We start from the raw sequence: 16487 nt of genomic DNA, 5'->3' as shown, positions 1-16487 counted from the left end.
GCATTTTATCACAGCAGCCCATAAAAAAAACGGCGCTGAAGGCGCCGTTAGATTGAAACACTCTCAACCGGGATTAACTAATCTCTTTGAGCAAACGTCCAGCTTCATCCTGCTGGCGCTCGTTACCGTCAATTTGCACTTCTTTGAGCAGGGCTTTCGCACTGTCGCTGTCGTCAATTTCGATATAAGCACGCGCTAAATCCAGCTTAGCGTTGACTGAGTTTTCTTCATCATCAACATCGATCATCGCGGCATCACCGATTAAGGCACCGACATCACTCATCTCAACGTCAACTTCCGAATACAAATCGGTATCTGCGCCCTCTTCATCGGCATCATTCAGCAACTTGTCGATGTCGATAAAACCGTTTTCATTTTGAAAACTGGTTAAATCATGGTCAGGAACAAACTTTTTCTGCGCTTTTCGTGACTCCTGGGCATCGAGTGCAGCCAAGGCTTCATCGACGGTAAGATTATGATCATCGACCAGAGAGAAACTGTCTTCCGACGTCAACACATCTTCATCGTCATAATCTGTATTGGCTGTAAAAGCGGCGAGCACATTATCGTCACTTAAGTCGAGCCCTTGCTCAAGGTCCAAATCATCCGCGTCTTCTTTGATATCAAGTTTAAAATCTTCATTAAAATCAATATCGTTACGCGTAGCCTTAATGGGCTTCTCTTGAGAAGCATAATCGAGCGCTGTGGCATCTTTGTTAGGCTCAACATCATTAGCCGTTACATCTGCTTGCGTTGCCGCAGGCTTAGCCTTAGGCGCAAAATCTAGCTCTGAGTCCCAATCGAGCACATGGGGATCTTTGCTCTTATTGGCTTTTAAATCATTAAAGAAAGAAGATTCTTTTTCTTTAACACTGGCCGCGGCTGCAGCAGCGGCCAAAGTGACTGCGGCCGTCGCTAATACATCAGCGTCGTTATCGTCACTCAATTCCTCGACTAATGTAAAAGTATCATCGGTGCCGTCGATAGAGTGAGCCGCACCTATGCCTTTAAGTAAATTATCTTCGTCAACTGAATTGTCTTCTGAATCGAGTTGCGCCGTTTCCATATCAAAGTCGAATTCATCTTCATCGGCATCCAATTGCTCCGGCACATCAAACTCAGCTAAGAGTGCATCTAAATCATCATCACCTGACGCTTCACCTTTTATGTCTTCCGGTAACGAAGCTTCTAATTCTGCGGCAATTTCTGCACTGATATCATCATCTTCTGTATCGACTTTGAGTTCAGGCTCAGCATCAAAACTCGCTAGTAGTAAATCAATATCATCGGATTCTTCTACGCCTAATTCATTAAGCTCATAGTCTAACTCAGCGGCAATTTCAGCACGAATATCGGGCTCGACTTCAGGTTCAGCCGCTGGTGTCGGTTTATCAAAATCCGCTAACAGAGCATCAATATCATCGGTATCTTCCACACCCAGTTCATCAAGCTCAGCGTCTAACTCTGCGGCAATTTCAGCGCCGAGGTCGGGTTCAACTTCGGGTTCTGCTGGTTTATCGAAATCGGCTAACAGGGCATCAATGTCGTCGGTATCTTCTACGCCCAGTTCATTAAGCTCAGCGTCTAGCTCTGCGGCAATTTCAGCGCCGAGATCAGGTTCAACTTCAGGTTCTGCAGGTTTATCGAAATCGGCTAACAGGGCATCGATGTCATCGGTGTCTTCTACGCCCAGTTCATTAAGCTCCGCATCTAGTTCAGCAGCAATTTCAGCGCCAAGATCAGGTTCGACTTCAGGTTCAGCGGCTGGCGTTGGTTTATCGAAATCAGCCAATAAGGCATCGATATCATCAACGTCTTCTCCGCTAAGTTCATCATCTAGCTCATCACCGAGGTCTGCGGCTATGGCAGCACTGAGATCTTCATCATCAGACGCAACAACTTCTGGCGCTTGTGCAGTCTCAATATCTTCAGCAGGAACGCTAAACTCGGCAAGTAATGCATCAAGATCATCGTCATCCGCGATGGCTTCATCGGCAGGTTTAGTGTCTGCGACTTCAACATCATTCAGCTTAGAAGTAATATCATTACTGTCATCTTCTTGAGCTAAATCGCTCGCAAAGTTACGCTCTAATTCACTTAAATCCTCTTCGGCTTCGGTGCTGTCTTCAGAAGTGCTGTCGTCAGAACCTAGGCCAGCTAATAGTGCATCAAGATCGGCTTCCTCAAGAATATTGCCAGATTTGGGTTTCTCCTCAACAATATCCTCTTCCTGATCGCCCATAGCTTCTGCCCACAGGTCATCAAGAGATTGCCCTTCGTCTTCAACCTCAGGTTCGGCAGAGATCCCCGGATCGACAAACATTTCAGAAGCCATATCCATCTGATCGTGGGAGTCAGTCAAATCTTGCTCAGGTTGTAAATCGACACTGCCCATATCAAGAAGACTATCGATGGAGTCCGCATGGTCAGAATCTAAATGTACCGCCATATCGTCTAAATCGTCATCATCCATATCCATGATGGCGGTACCCGCAATCCCAGCGGCACCGGCGGCCATAACCGCTTCTTGTGTCTGCATTTCACGACGTTCTTTATTGCGTTTACGGCGCAGGAACCAGAACACAGCAAGCAGTAAGAACAAGGCAGGGATCACAGCCGCGGCAATCAATAACACAGGACTGTTAAGGATATTGCGCCACAAGTCATCGGGCTCAATAGGTGCCTCTGCCTCTACTTCAGCTTCAACAGCTGTCGTCTCTGGCACTTGCGCAGCTTCAACTTCGGCTTTCAAGGCTTGGTTTTGTAGTTTGCTGGCTTGAAGTGTTTCTTCCAGCACCGCAATCCGTTGATTTAATTCTTCAACTTTAACTTTTAGCGCTTCAACATCTGAAGTGCGCACTGAGAGTTGATCTTGCGTGCGGGCTAATTCATCGGTTAATGACAGATTTTTGCTTTCTGCCGCTTCTAACCGCGCCGTCACATCTGAACTCAGCATCTTGGGCTTTTCTGGAACAGGTGTTTCAGCAACCGCTTTAGGTGGTGTCACTTTCGTTTCAACAATCACCGCAGGAGCCGTGACTGGCGCTTTAGCTGTCGTCACCTTAGCTGGCGGTTTAGATGTTGCTTTCGCCGGAGCCCTAGATTGTCTATCACTTTGCTCTGCTCTGGCTATCGCCATACGATTGGGGATCGACAGCATGACTTCTTTAGACGGAATGAGCAGGATCATACCGCGTTCTAAACTGTTATAACTGGCAGAGTTAAACGCATGAGGGTTAGCATCGTATAAGGCGGCCATCACCTGATAGACGCTAACACTGGCATCAGGACGGACTTTTTGCGCTATGCTCCAAAAAGTGTCTTTCGATGTCGTTGGACCATATTGATGGTTAACTTGACGGATCTGTCCGTCTGGCCCCATGATTTTTAAGGGTTTTAATCTTGGTGTATCTGCAGCAACGGCGGGATCAATAAAATAAGCGGTAGAAGAAACAGCTAAAACAGTGGCCATTAGACCCACAAGATACGAAGTGCGAAATTTCATCAATCCTTCCCTTTGAAGCGCTATAAAGTTATCTCACTGATAACAGGCTTTAGGCAATTGTATTTATTGAGATTACTATAAACCAGAAATCCCCGCCCTGCTACTGTTCACAATTGTAAAACAAAAAAAGCCTGCTGACAGCAGGCTTTTCAATGGGCATCAAATGCAATCTAATGCTTAGTAATAATCTCTCACTAAGATCTCGGCAATTTGCACACTGTTCAAGGCTGCGCCTTTACGAATATTGTCTGACACAACCCACAAGTTAATCCCGTGAGAATGAGAAATATCCTTACGAATGCGACCCACATAAACCGGATCGGTTCCTGCGGCATCGGTCACTGCTGTTGGATAATCCTCATCGGATTCAAACAATACCACTCCTTCGGCATTACGCAGTAAAGCTTTAACGTCTTCGGCATCAACAGGCTGACGAGTTTCGATATTAATGGCTTCTGAGTGACCATAAAATACAGGGACACGTACGGCAGTCGCATTCACTAAAATCTCATCGTCACCGAAAATCTTCTGGGTTTCCCAGACCATTTTCATTTCTTCTTTGGTATAGCCGTTATCCATAAATTTATCGATTTGTGGCAATACGTTAAAAGCAATTTGTTTTGGATAGACTTCAGCATCAGCAGGTAAACCTTGCAGTAATTTAGTGCACTGATGCGCTAATTCTTCAATGGCTTTTTTACCTGTGCCCGATACTGACTGGTACGTTGCCACATTAATGCGGCTGATACCATAGGCATCATAAATAGGCTTAAGTGCCACCAGCATTTGAATCGTTGAGCAATTTGGGTTAGCAATGATATTGCGATTGCGGAAATCAGCGATAGCATGCGGATTCACTTCAGGTACAACCAAAGGAATATCGATGTCGTATCTAAAGTGAGAGGTGTTATCAATCACAACACAGCCTGCTTCAGCGGCAATCGGTGCCCATTTGGCGGAAACATCACCACCTGCAGAGAAGAAACCAATTTGAGCTTGGGTCCAATCGAAGGTTTCTACGTCGAGAATGGTAATTTGTTTGCCATGAAAGCTGACCGTTTCACCGGCGCTGCGGCTACTGGCTAAAGGGTACAAATTGGCAACCGGGAAATTACGCTCTTCGAGGATCTCTATCATAGTTTGACCCACTGCGCCCGATGCACCTAAAACGACAACATTAAATTCCTGTGACATAGCTACTGACCGACTCCTGAAAAACCTAAATTGGACAACCAATCTACCTCAGATTGACCGTCATAAGCCAGCGCCAATGCACTAAATTCGCGTCTATGTTGGTGATTTTTTCTCATAGTGTCGAAGCCATTCTCATTTAAGAATGTATTTCTGAACATCTTGTCATCATCGCGCAAATCATAGACAAAACGCGCGAGCTGTAATAACGCTTTTTCATTCGGCGCAGTCGCAAGTTCGACCGCCTTAATGTTAAAGCTTGGCAAGAGATCCAGCAGAATTTTATCGGCAGTAATATTAAGTAACTGACACAGCTTTTGATAGAGCATAAAAGTGCCGCGCGCCTTACCTTCTAAGCTGTAACCTGCAATATGCGGGGTGGCAAATTCAGCCAGTGGTACGAGTTCAGGCATCGGTGTTGGCTCGCCTTCCCACACATCGAGCACTAATTTAAGATCATCACGCTGGCGTTTAACTCTGACAAGTGCTTTGTTATCTATCACATCACCACGACAGCAATTCACTAACCAAGTATTGGGTTTGAGCGCCTTTAAGCGCGCCTCATCGAATAAATGTTTGGTTTTATGCTCGCCCGTTCGCGTGATTGGCACATGTAAACTGATGATATCGGCCTGCGCCATGATGGTTTCTAAGCTCACAAAACTGCGCGGATCGCCCTGTTTCTCTTTGATGGGATCATTAAGCAACACGCTAATACCGTAGGCTTGCAAACATTTTGCTGTTGCAGTACCGGTATTGCCCGCGCCCACTATGCCGACGACCTTGCCCTTAAGCGGCGAATCAAACCGCTGTGCTAGCTCCAGCATAGCGATAAAAGCAAATTCCCCAACCGCAGTCGCATTGCAACCTGGCGCATTAGAGAAGGGGATATTACGCTCGGCAAGGTAGGCTAAATCCACATGATCTGTGCCTATAGTGGCACTGCCGACAAACTTCAGTTGATGATTGTCCGAGAGCAACTCGGCATTCACTTTGGTGACTGAGCGCACTAATAACACATCGGCATCGCGCACTTGCGCTGCGGTTAACGTGCGGCCATTAACAGGAATAATTTCCCCGAGATCGCCAAATAGCGGTTCAACATAGGGCATATTTTCATCGACTAAAATCTTCATGGGCACCTGATCTAAAAAAGTGGGAATGGAAGGCATCAAGATGCTCGGTATTCTAACAAGACTAATGGGATAAATCCTTGTCGATGCAACAGGTTTACAAAAAACGCCCATAAAAAAGGGAAGCCTAAGCTTCCCTTCTATCGTGTTTGATAAACAAACTTATTTGAATTTGCGCATCACTAGCGTGGCGTTTGTACCGCCAAAACCAAAGCTGTTACTCATGACTGTAGTCAGCTCAGCATCACGATACTCACGCACGATAGGCATATCTTTCGCCGCTTCGTCCAGATTTTCGATATTGATGCTTGGGGCAATAAAGCTGTTTTCCATCATGATTAAGCTGTAAATCGCTTCATGTACGCCTGCGGCGCCTAATGCATGACCTGTCATAGACTTAGTCGATGCAATCGGTGGGCACTTGTCTTTGAAAACTTCACGTAGCGCTTCTAATTCACGCACGTCGCCTACTGGCGTTGAAGTGCCGTGAGTATTGATGTAATCGATTGGGGTATCGACATCCATCATCGCCATTTGCATACAACGCACAGCGCCTTCACCCGATGGCGCCACCATGTCATAACCGTCTGAAGACGCGCCATAACCAATCACTTCAGCGTAAATTTTTGCGCCGCGAGCCAGAGCATGCTCTAACTCTTCAACCACTAAAATACCGCCGCCGCCAGAGATAACAAAACCATCACGGTCTGCATCATAGGTACGAGAGGCTTTTTCGGGTGTGGCATTGTACTTGGTTGACAGTGCGCCCATAGCGTCGAAGCCCATGGTCAGTGTCCAATCCACTTCTTCAGCACCACCGGCAAACACCATGTCTTGCTTACCCATTTGGATAAGTTCAACGGCATGACCAATACAATGGGCGCTGGTAGCACAGGCTGAACTGATAGAATAATTCATGCCTTTAATTTTAAATGGCGTGGCTAAACAAGCGCTGGCCGTGCTCGACATGATGCGAGGCACAATATACGGACCTACGCGTTTAACGCCTTTTTCTCGCAGTGTATCGGCAGATTGTACTTGGTTAGACGATGATGCGCCGCCTGTACCCACAATCAAACCTACGCGCGGATCTGAATACTGCTCTTCAGTTAAATTGGCATCGGCAACCGCTTCTTGCATAGCAATGTAGGCATAAGCTGCCGCATCACCCATAAAACGCAATGCCTTACGATCGATATGCTCAGCAGGGTTTAACTTGATGTCACCCCATACATGGCTACGTAATTGCATCTCTTCAAACTGAGCTGAATGCGTAATACCACTGCGGCCCGCTTTCAGTGACTCGGTCACTTCTTGCTTGTTATTACCGATACTTGAAACAACACCCATTCCGGTGATCACGACTCTTTTCATTTTATTGCTATCCATTGTGTACATGTCAGTACCTACTTTTCGCTGAGCCAATAGTATCTGTTTTGACTCAATTAAGTGGTCAGCTTTCCATAAAGGCGAGTAAAATAATGCCAATTATGAGACCGAGAGTAAATTTCTTTGACTGCAGAGCCCAATAAACCTTGCCAAATTAAGCGCGATTACCCGCAATTAATCAACCTTTATCCCGCAACAGCTCACACTGATGCACACTATCTCAGCAAGTTGAGCATTTATCAGCAGCGGGTATTTGAGGCTCATTCACAGCAAAAACTCTTAGTATTAGGGCAAATTGGTTTAGGCAACGGGCTTGAACTCTTATCTTGGTGGCGCACTCAGACGAATCCTAACCAACGATTACTCCTTAACGTATTCGAACCCAATCCGATTAATGCGTACGAACTTAAATTACTTTGGGATCAATCCGCCAGTTTAACCAAAGTGCCTGAACTTGAGCCACTTGCCCAACGCTTACTTCATACAGAGCCGACGGCTATTATAGGTTGTCAGAGATTAATTTTTGATGACGGTCGTACCACAATCGACCTGCACTTTGGTGATATTCAATCCCAGCTCTGTTCACTCATCCATTCTCCGCTTCACCCCGTTCAGCACTGGCTGGTATTGCCCCATCTACAAAATGGGTTAAATCAGCAGATCCATTGGCAGATGGCAAAACTCAGTGACGATGGCGCCACTGTGACAACTATTGGATTAAACGAATCAAGCGGATTAAGCGAAACACCTGTGAGCCGTTTCCAAGCCTGTGGCTTTGAGGTGAGGGATTTTACCTGCGCTGCAATACAGACAAACCATCAGCCTGATGCCATTTTGTTACACGAGCGCCACGTCTTACGCCAGCAAGATGCTAAAGCCTATGCCTTTAATCCTATGGCTGCAATCTTACCCTCGAATGCGCCCAGCTCGATTGCCATCATAGGCGGCGGGTTAGCCTCGGCGCATTTGGCACTGTCTTTGGCGGAACGCGGCCAAAGTACGCAGCTCTTTTGTAAAGATGCCAAGCTCGGCCAAGGCGCCTCGGGCAATCGCCAAGGGGCGATTTATCCGCTGCTGACACCGGAAAATGATGAATTAAGCCGCTTCTTCCAGCAGGCATTTTTATTTAGTCGACGTAGAGTACAGGCGCTGACTTCTGTCCCTGCCCCAAATCAAACGCCGATTTCCCATGATTTTTGCGGGGTATTGCAAACTGCCCACGATAAACGCAGCCAATTACGACTCGATAAAATTATTCAAAGCCAGAACTGGCCAAGTGAAATTGCCTATCGAGTCGATGCGCAGCAGGCCAATTCTCTTGCGAACATTAATATTGACAAATCAGGCTTTTTCTATCCGCTGGCTGGCTGGGTTTGTCCGTACGAATATGCCGAAGCCGCACTACAAAAAGCGCAACAGCTTACTGAGGTCAAACTCCATTTGGAGACTGAGATCCTTGAAATTGAGCATCAAAGTGAAGGTTGGTATTTAACCACCGCTAAGCATAGCTTTGGCCCCTTTGCACAACTAGTGCTCGCCAATGGCGCAGAACTAACGCAATTTGATGCCAGCAACAAATTACAAATTAGCCCTTTTCGCGGCCAAGTCAGCCATGTGCCCGCTCTATTTCAATTAAGTCAGCTCGCGACTGTGCTGTGCGCCAACGGTTATTTAACCCCGAGTCACGAAGGACTCCACTGCCTTGGCGCGAGTTACGTTAAAGAACCTAAGCATTTAGATTTTTGCCCGCAGGAGCAACAAGAAAACCTCGCCAAAATGCACGAGAGTTATCCCAATCAGCCTTGGCTTGAAGATATCGACATGAGTGGCAACAATGCCCGTGTTGGCGTGCGTATGGTCACGCGGGATCATTTCCCTATGATGGGCTGCGCGCCCGATGTGCCAAAAATTATTAAAGATTATGCGCAACATCAACTAACTAAAGAAAGTCGCCACTACTGGCAAACCACGCCAGCGCCGGTGCATCAAGGGCTGTATATTCTCGGCGGGTTAGGCTCACGAGGGTTAAGTTCTGGACCACTTGCCGCCGAATGTCTCGCGGCGCAGCTTTGCGGCGAGCCAATACCACTCGATAAAGCAACTCTGTGTAAACTCAACCCTAATCGTATGTGGCTGCGAAAATTGCTCAAGGGCAAAGCGCTCTAGGCAATCAATCGCTAGAAAAATAACGTTTTTGAGCGCTATAAAAAAGGGATTAAGCCTTGGCTTAATCCCTTTTTTAAAATGTTATTTTTAAACCACTTAAGCGGCTGTGATGACTATTGCGTTGTCAATGCTGCTAGGTTCAAGGCTGCTAGACCCGACACTACTGGATTCAACATGTCGAGGTTTTCGCGGCGCTCTGGGCACTTTCACCCGAGTACGATTGTTGTTATCACGACTCTGACGGATGAGCGCATCGCCGCTTAAGTTCGAAGGTAGACCAGATGCTAGGCTCGATGTCAGGCTTGCAGCCTCACGGTGGGATTTAGCTAATCTGTCGTATAACAGCACATTGACCGAAGCCGCAAGATTCATGCACCCGACCGTAGGCACATACACTACGGCATCGGCTTTATCGATAATCTCTTGGCCAATGGTGCCATCTTCAGGACCAAACACATAAAAGGCTTTCGCGGGATGGACAAAATCCGGCAGCGGCGTTGCGCCCACCACCAAATCGACACAGATAAGCTGAGTGTCCGCCGGAATCGCGGCTAACAATGAAGTGACGCCCGTGAGCGGAATACGCTCTCCAGCATCTTTAGTATCAACATGGTATTGCACTGCGCCTGAACGCGCGGCTAACTCGTAGCGCCTGCCAGTGTAAAATACGCCATCGACGCCATAACAACCCGATGCGCGCATAATGCCACCGACGTTAACGGGTGTTTTAGGATTCACTAAACCGATAAATACCGCGCTAGCATCGAGCGTTTGCTCACAGGCTAATTCAGCACTCGGCATTTCTACACTCGTTACTTCGGTATTAGTCACGTGCTCGTTGTCAGTCATCGGCTGGGAGCTAGGTAACATCCAATTCGCCTTGAATCTTTGCCTGCAGCTGTGCCCATGCCTGTTCAACCAAGGCATAATCGGTATCGTTTAATTCTTGGCGCGCGAGTGCTAGACAGTCGGTCATTTTTAGCATTAACGCATCAAGATCCGTTTCACCCTGTGCTTCCAATTGGGATAACACTACGGCCACATGGCCCTGTAAGTAGCCACAGGCAAACAAAGCATCGTCATCACCATGACTAACAATGCTGGCGATCCACTGTTCTAATGCGTCTTCGTAATGCTCTAACATGGGTCTAACTCTCCATTAATACTGGATTGGCCGACACATCTGCTGCGACCAATAAATCTGGATTGGCCACCTGATACATGACGTAATCATGGTAGCCCGTCGTCACTTTATAATAGCCGCCAAGCTCGCTATCTAATTTAGGGTCGCCACTATCCACAATTAGTGGTCGTCCATCAAGTGCTTTTAGCTTAGTTTTTGTGGCAAGGATAATAATATTGTCTTTTCCGATGCGCCGAATGAGCTCGGGCGACAATTGTTGATTACCGCGCCCTAAGATATGGCCTTGACCGCCAATCAGAGTGATCACCAACTTAGTCGGCTTATCTTGGGTCAGTTCGAGTAATTTGTTCGCGGTTAAGTCACTGCCGACTAAACTTTTATTTTGAATGAGATCAACACCGAGCAGGGTATTATCGAGGCCTAACTCTTCCATCACAAAGGCAACCGTACTGCCAGAGCCCATGATGTACAGTTCATCTTCCATTTGATTGATCACATCGGCGGCGATATCGGCCAGCACGAGTTCATCGACTTCCTTGCCGCCCATCTTCACCGCTTGCACATAGCGCGGCTCGGCGGGCACTAAGAGCTCACCAAATCGTTTAGCGCGCACTGTACCTTGGCGAAAAGCCACTTCGTCAATATCCATCACATCGGCGGACATCAAACTGACAAGTTCGCCATCGAGTAACATCTTGACCACCATGCCAGATGCATGGGGCGTAATACCGTAAACGCCGGAATGAATTTTCACCCCAGCAGGCACACCGAGCACAGGGAGTTTGTCGTCGATAGTGGCTTGTTCAAATACGGAGTAAACATCGCGGGCCGTGCCATCGCCACCGGCAAAAAGGAGTAAATCCAGCGGTTCATCCAGCAGCGCACGCACAACAGCCTGCGTATCCAGTGCCTGAGTTTTATCCGGAGTTTGATACACCACTCGCGTGGTAAAACCGAGTGTTTTAGCGGCGTCTTCACCCATGATGCCTGAAGCAGTAATGACTTCAATGTCATCACTATAATCACGGATAACCTCGAGGGCCTGCATCATACGCAAGGCGGCTTTGGGTTCAGCGCCTAAGGCGATCGCCTCTTCGGCAACGCCATCGCTGCCCTTAAGGCCAACACAGCCACCTAAGCCAGCTAATGGATTGATAACTAACCCTAAACGAAACCGAATCACCCTTTACCTCACTTAACGCAATCTTTTGATTTTTTTTATACTTTTATCTTAATGGATATGACTAGGCCGTATGGGCTGCAACACTCGGTTTATCCTTAGGGATAAAGAATACCGCCAGCATAGCGGCAAAAGCGCATACTGCGGCAAATACCCAAGACCAAACCGCCCCGCTACCATCGCCCCAAATATAGCCACAAATCCAAGTACCGAGCGCGCCGCCAACCCCAAAACTTAAACTGGCGTATAGGGCTTGACCTTGGCTTCTGTGACTCGCATCGAAATGTTTATGCACAAATTGAATCGATGCAGCATGGGTTAAGCCAAAGGTAAAGGCATGTAATAATTGGCTAAAGCCAAGCCACAACACGCTATCTACCCCAAAGGCAACCAATAACCAACGCAAGCAAGTCATGCCGATACTGACAATCAATAGGGTGTTTACACCATAGCGACCGAGTAAACGCGGCGCGAACATAAACATCACGATTTCGGCCATAGCGCCAAGGGCGACAAATATGCCCGCCGAGGATTCGGAGTAACCCGCTTGCTTTAAATATAAAACGAAGAAGCCGTAGAAAGGTCCCGCGCTCATTTGCAGCAACATCGCCGAGACTAAGAACCAAATAATCGCCCGATTCCATTGCAATGGCGGCCGCACTTGGCTGGTGTCGCGCACTAAACGATTTGCTGGTAGTGGCAACGCACAGGCTAACATGCCGATAAATAATGACAAACCGATATAAGGCAACACCTCAGTGCCCCACTGACCAATGGCAAAGCCCGCACCGACAACAAGACAGATATAACCGACACTGCCCCAACTGCGAATTTGACCGTAGCGGCTGGCATTCTCGCCTAAGGTTTCTAAGGTGATCACTTCAAGCTGGGCGAGGATCGCATTCCAAAAGAAAGTATAGAGGGCCAAACTCAGCGCCATATACACAAAACCACCATGGTAGAAGAAACTCAAATACGCCAGCGCGGCGGCTCCCGCGCCCATTTTGATCAGCTCGGCGCGCATCCCCGTTCGGTCAGCCACTTTAGCCCACACATTCGGCGCAACGATGCGCGTCGCCATCAGGATGGCGAGTAAAAAGCCAATTTCTTGAGGATTAAAACCGCGATTTTCGAAGAAGACCCCAAGATAAGGGACCATAGTGCCGAGAATAGAAAAGAAGAAAAAATAGCAGGCACAAAGCCAGCGCAATTGCCGGCTTGTGCTAGAAGAAGTTGACATTAACGCATTCCATTTATCTCATGCCACTCATTGTATCGTTATCGCATACCAGCTATTTCATGCGCCTATCTTATACCCCTATCTCATTCCGAGAACGGGCGTGTGACTACGCACATCCTGATTTTGCGCTCTGTGTCTTAATAAGTGATCCATCAACACAATGGCAAGCATAGCTTCGGCAATCGGTACCGCGCGGATCCCAACACAGGGATCGTGACGACCTTTAGTGACAACTTCGGCCATTTCACCCTGCGCCGTCATACTTTGACCCGGCACACTGATGCTTGATGTGGGTTTTAACGCAATATGGGCAATAATCGGCTGACCCGACGAAATCCCACCGAGCACACCGCCCGCATGGTTAGATTCAAAGCCTTGCGGCGACATTAAGTCACGCCCTTCGGAGCCCTTTTGCGTCACGACACCAAAACCATCACCAATCTCAACACCTTTGACGGCATTAATACCCATCAGCGCGTGGGCGATATCGGCATCGAGTCTATCAAATACTGGCTCACCTAAACCCACTGGCACACCTGTCGCGATAACGGAGATTTTCGCGCCAATCGAGTCACCGGATTTTTTCAGCTCACGCATGTATTCATCGAGCGCTTCCAGCTTGCTAGCATCGGGGAAGAAAAAGGCATTTTGCTCAATTTGGTCAAGATCAATAGTCTGCGCACAAATAGGACCCAGCTGCGACATATAGCCGTAGATCTCGATACCGTGAACTTGCTTTAAATACTTTTTAGCCACAGCACCCGCCGCAACCCGCATCGCAGTTTCACGGGCTGAAGAGCGGCCACCACCGCGGTAGTCACGCATACCGTACTTTTGCTGGTAGGTATAATCGGCGTGCCCAGGGCGAAATAAATCTTTGATATTAGAGTAATCTTGACTGCGTTGATCGGTATTTTCAATCAAGAGTCCAATCGAGGTACCCGTGGTTTTACCTTCGAAAACGCCGGATAAAATCCGCACTTCATCGGGCTCACGACGGGCCGTAGTATATCGGGATGTCCCAGGACGACGGCGGTCAAGATCGTGCTGCATATCGGCTTCGGTTAATTCAAGCCCAGGAGGGCAACCATCAATAATGCAACCCAGTGCAACACCGTGACTCTCACCAAACGTCGTCACTACAAAATTTTGACCAATACTGTTTCCAGACATCCGCTTTGTACACCTTAGGTTATTTGTTCATCGCTCCGTGTCCAGCGACCACTGGACAATTTATTTTCCCGCTGCAAGCCTAACTGGCAGCGGGAAAAGTCTCAACCTAATTTGCTATCTTAGGCTATTGTGCGTCGCGATAAATGCCGAACACTGACTGATTTTCGACCAGTTGATCGCGGGTCAATACAAATACGCCATCGCCGCCATTTTCAAAGTTAATCCAAGTGAATGGCACTTCTGGAAACTGCTCAATCAAATGCACCATAGAATTACCGACTTCGACTACGAGCAAACCCGTTGGTGTTAGGTATTGCGCGGCATTGGCCAGTATGCGTTTGGTTAAATCTAAGCCGTCGCGACCTGAGGCTAAACCGATGGCAGGCTCATGGTGATATTCATCTGGCATGTCGCCAATGTCTTCGGCATCCACATAAGGTGGGTTTGAAACAATCAAATCATACTGAGGCCCTTCTGGAATGGCCGAAAACAGATCCGATTGCATCGGGAATACTCTGTCCATCACACCTAAGGTTTCGATATTGATTTGCGCTACATCTAAGGCATCCTCGCTGATATCCAGCGCATCGACTTCGGCGTCTTCAAATTCATAGGCACAGGCAATCGCGATACAAGCGCTGCCAGTACATAAATCTAAAATACGTGTGACTGGCTTGTTATATAACCAAGGACTAAAACGGTTAGCGATCATTTCGGCAATCGGTGAACGTGGCACTAACACGCGCTCATCGACGTAAAATTCAAGCCCAGCAAAACGCGCTTTGTTGGTCAAGTAAGGCACAGGTAAGCGTTCTCTCACCCGACGAATGATCAACTCGACAATTTTATGCTTTTCACTGCTGGTCAAGTTACTTAAAATCACTTGCTGACCGATTTCTTCGGGTAAGTGTAAGGCATGGAAAACTAAGGCGATGGCTTCATCCCACGCATTATCAGTACCATGACCATAATACACATTGGCATCGTTAAAACGGCTCACGGCCCAACGTAACATATCGCCAATAGTACGTAATTCTGTCACAGCTTCATCTACAAAGATCTTATCCAAAACGTGCTCCCGCTAGTTTGTTCGCAAACATTGTAACTGAACTCTATTCAGAAACCATAGGATTCAATAGAATACCCGCCATGAATAAAGACGACGACAAAGAAGGCTTGGCGATGTTCTCAAAGCTTATTGATGGAATTAAACCCATCACGCAAAATAAGCGACACTTTCCCATGCCCTTAAAAACCAAACAAGAAATAGAACTAAAAGAGCAGCAACTGCATGCTAACAGTTATTTCTCAGATACTTATCAGCCACTACTGCCTGTACAAGGGCCGATGCGTTGGTTGGAAGAAGGTGTTGACAGTTTAGAACTCAAACGCCTCAGACGTGGCGATTACCAGCCAGATTTACTGCTGGATTTACACGGCTATCGCCAATCAGAAGCCAAACTTGAGTTAGCGGCACTGATCCAAGCCTGCGTTAAACAGCAAAGCCTGTGCTGCTGCATTATGCATGGTTATGGCAGTGGCATATTGAAACAACAAGTTCCCATGTGGTTAGTGCAGCATCCTATGGTGAAAGCTTTCCATCAGGCCCCTAAAGAATGGGGCGGCGATGCGGCGTTATTAGTGCTGATTGATATTGGTGAGCAGCCGCATAGACGTTAGCTCGCTATCGGCTTAGGCTTTAACATTTACTATTTAGCGGAAAACGAACGGCCCATTTAATGTGGGCCGTTTGTTTTGTAAAAGAGATATAAACCTAGATTAGCTAATACTATGCGGGGCGTGCTGCCACACAATCGACGCTTGCTCGGCATGTTTATCAATAAGCGTAATGCCTGACGTCGCGAATAATGGCGGCTCAACGCCAGCCACTAACTCACTGACTAAGTAACCCAGTAACGGCATGTGAGCAATCACGAGTACTTTATCCGCCTTGTATAACTCAGCATAAGCCACAACCAAGGCGGCTACATTGGCGGGATCGCCAGAAGGCACAAGATCATCGGCGACTAACCACTTACGCGGCTCAGGAAAATGCTGACTCAGTTCCTGCCACGTTTGCTGTGCTCGTAAGTAAGGACTAACTAAAACAAGATCGAAATCAGCCACACTGCGAGCTAGCCAGTTGCTCATCAACACAGTATGGTGCCTTCCAACATCGGTCAGTGTTCTGTCTCTATCAGACTGAGCATTAAATCCGGCGTCACCATGTCTCATCAAAAATAGCTGCATACTTCTCTCGCGACTCAAACTTGTTTTTGTTTTATCCCAATTGTAGCCCTAAAATCCGTTTCAACAAACCTCACAAGACTTAATCTTTAGTCGATAAACACAAGAGATATTTGCTA

Annotated in this window: 13 protein-coding genes; 2 read left to right on the top strand and 11 right to left on the bottom strand. The window is 47.5% G+C overall.

Annotated features, from left to right (window positions below):
• Positions 1-73 precede the first annotated feature (73 nt).
• From HQQ92_RS06605 to fabB, 4 genes are all read right to left on the bottom strand, one after another.
• Positions 74-3505, bottom strand: a complete 3432-nt coding sequence (locus HQQ92_RS06605; protein ID WP_173244053.1) for a FimV/HubP family polar landmark protein — start codon at positions 3503-3505, stop codon at positions 74-76.
• 177 nt (positions 3506-3682) lie between these two features.
• Positions 3683-4699: an aspartate-semialdehyde dehydrogenase gene (locus HQQ92_RS06600; RefSeq protein ID WP_028761035.1), complete on the bottom strand. Its 1017-nt coding sequence runs from the start codon at positions 4697-4699 to the stop codon at positions 3683-3685.
• A 2-nt stretch (positions 4700-4701) separates the two neighbouring features.
• A complete protein-coding gene (locus HQQ92_RS06595) occupies positions 4702-5832 on the bottom strand; it encodes a 4-phosphoerythronate dehydrogenase (RefSeq protein WP_173244050.1) in 1131 nt (376 codons plus the stop codon).
• A gap of 159 nt (positions 5833-5991) precedes the next feature.
• Complete coding sequence (fabB, locus tag HQQ92_RS06590) at positions 5992-7203, bottom strand: beta-ketoacyl-ACP synthase I (RefSeq protein WP_168824238.1); 1212 nt, start codon at positions 7201-7203, stop codon at positions 5992-5994.
• 138 nt (positions 7204-7341) lie between these two features.
• Between fabB and mnmC the strand changes: the two genes are divergently transcribed.
• Complete coding sequence (mnmC, locus tag HQQ92_RS06585; protein WP_173244047.1) at positions 7342-9384, top strand: FAD-dependent 5-carboxymethylaminomethyl-2-thiouridine(34) oxidoreductase MnmC; 2043 nt, start codon at positions 7342-7344, stop codon at positions 9382-9384.
• A gap of 96 nt (positions 9385-9480) precedes the next feature.
• Here mnmC and HQQ92_RS06580 read toward each other — a convergent pair whose 3' ends face one another.
• The 6 genes from HQQ92_RS06580 to prmB form a co-directional block, all read right to left on the bottom strand.
• Positions 9481-10254, bottom strand: coding sequence for an RNA methyltransferase (locus tag HQQ92_RS06580; protein WP_168824242.1), 774 nt, complete (start codon positions 10252-10254; stop codon positions 9481-9483).
• Complete coding sequence (locus HQQ92_RS06575; protein ID WP_173244044.1) at positions 10244-10528, bottom strand: YfcL family protein; 285 nt, start codon at positions 10526-10528, stop codon at positions 10244-10246. Before HQQ92_RS06575 ends, HQQ92_RS06580 begins: the two co-directional genes overlap by 11 nt.
• A 4-nt stretch (positions 10529-10532) precedes the next feature.
• Positions 10533-11711, bottom strand: a complete 1179-nt coding sequence (locus tag HQQ92_RS06570) for an ATP-NAD kinase family protein (RefSeq protein WP_173244041.1) — start codon at positions 11709-11711, stop codon at positions 10533-10535.
• A gap of 61 nt (positions 11712-11772) precedes the next feature.
• Positions 11773-12948 carry an MFS transporter gene (locus HQQ92_RS06565; RefSeq protein ID WP_105252091.1) on the bottom strand — a complete coding sequence of 392 codons (1176 nt, stop codon included), beginning with the start codon at positions 12946-12948 and terminating at the stop codon, positions 11773-11775.
• A 78-nt stretch (positions 12949-13026) separates the two neighbouring features.
• Positions 13027-14121, bottom strand: coding sequence for a chorismate synthase (gene aroC, locus HQQ92_RS06560; protein ID WP_028761043.1), 1095 nt, complete (start codon positions 14119-14121; stop codon positions 13027-13029).
• A 124-nt stretch (positions 14122-14245) separates the two neighbouring features.
• Positions 14246-15190 carry a 50S ribosomal protein L3 N(5)-glutamine methyltransferase gene (gene prmB / locus HQQ92_RS06555; protein ID WP_011788895.1) on the bottom strand — a complete coding sequence of 315 codons (945 nt, stop codon included), beginning with the start codon at positions 15188-15190 and terminating at the stop codon, positions 14246-14248.
• Positions 15191-15270: 80 nt separating this feature from the next.
• Here prmB and smrB point away from each other — a divergent pair, with 80 nt between their 5' ends.
• Positions 15271-15801: an endonuclease SmrB gene (gene smrB, locus HQQ92_RS06550; RefSeq protein WP_173244038.1), complete on the top strand. Its 531-nt coding sequence runs from the start codon at positions 15271-15273 to the stop codon at positions 15799-15801.
• A gap of 99 nt (positions 15802-15900) precedes the next feature.
• Here smrB and sixA read toward each other — a convergent pair whose 3' ends face one another.
• A complete protein-coding gene (sixA, locus tag HQQ92_RS06545) occupies positions 15901-16371 on the bottom strand; it encodes a phosphohistidine phosphatase SixA (RefSeq protein WP_028761045.1) in 471 nt (156 codons plus the stop codon).
• Positions 16372-16487: the final 116 nt, after the last annotated feature.

The sequence above is a fragment of the Shewanella sp. DC2-4 genome (assembly GCF_013248875.1).
Classification (GTDB): domain Bacteria; phylum Pseudomonadota; class Gammaproteobacteria; order Enterobacterales; family Shewanellaceae; genus Shewanella; species Shewanella oncorhynchi.
Note: the sequence above shows the minus strand (reverse complement) of the source record. Positions and strands in the feature narration are given on the sequence as shown.

Excerpts from the sequence above, each read along its gene's own strand:
- fabB (WP_168824238.1), bottom strand. The coding sequence starts at position 7,203 with ATGAAAAGAGTCGTGATCACCGGAATGGGTGTTGTTTCAAGTATCGGT.
- HQQ92_RS06600 (WP_028761035.1), bottom strand. The coding sequence starts at position 4,699 with ATGTCACAGGAATTTAATGTTGTCGTTTTAGGTGCATCGGGCGCAGTG.
- sixA (WP_028761045.1), bottom strand. The coding sequence starts at position 16,371 with ATGCAGCTATTTTTGATGAGACATGGTGACGCCGGATTTAATGCTCAG.
- HQQ92_RS06605 (WP_173244053.1), bottom strand. The coding sequence starts at position 3,505 with ATGAAATTTCGCACTTCGTATCTTGTGGGTCTAATGGCCACTGTTTTA.
- HQQ92_RS06580 (WP_168824242.1), bottom strand. The coding sequence starts at position 10,254 with ATGTTACCTAGCTCCCAGCCGATGACTGACAACGAGCACGTGACTAAT.
- HQQ92_RS06565 (WP_105252091.1), bottom strand. The coding sequence starts at position 12,948 with ATGTCAACTTCTTCTAGCACAAGCCGGCAATTGCGCTGGCTTTGTGCC.
- smrB (WP_173244038.1), top strand. The coding sequence starts at position 15,271 with ATGAATAAAGACGACGACAAAGAAGGCTTGGCGATGTTCTCAAAGCTT.
- HQQ92_RS06595 (WP_173244050.1), bottom strand. The coding sequence starts at position 5,832 with ATGAAGATTTTAGTCGATGAAAATATGCCCTATGTTGAACCGCTATTT.
- HQQ92_RS06575 (WP_173244044.1), bottom strand. The coding sequence starts at position 10,528 with ATGTTAGAGCATTACGAAGACGCATTAGAACAGTGGATCGCCAGCATT.
- aroC (WP_028761043.1), bottom strand. The coding sequence starts at position 14,121 with ATGTCTGGAAACAGTATTGGTCAAAATTTTGTAGTGACGACGTTTGGT.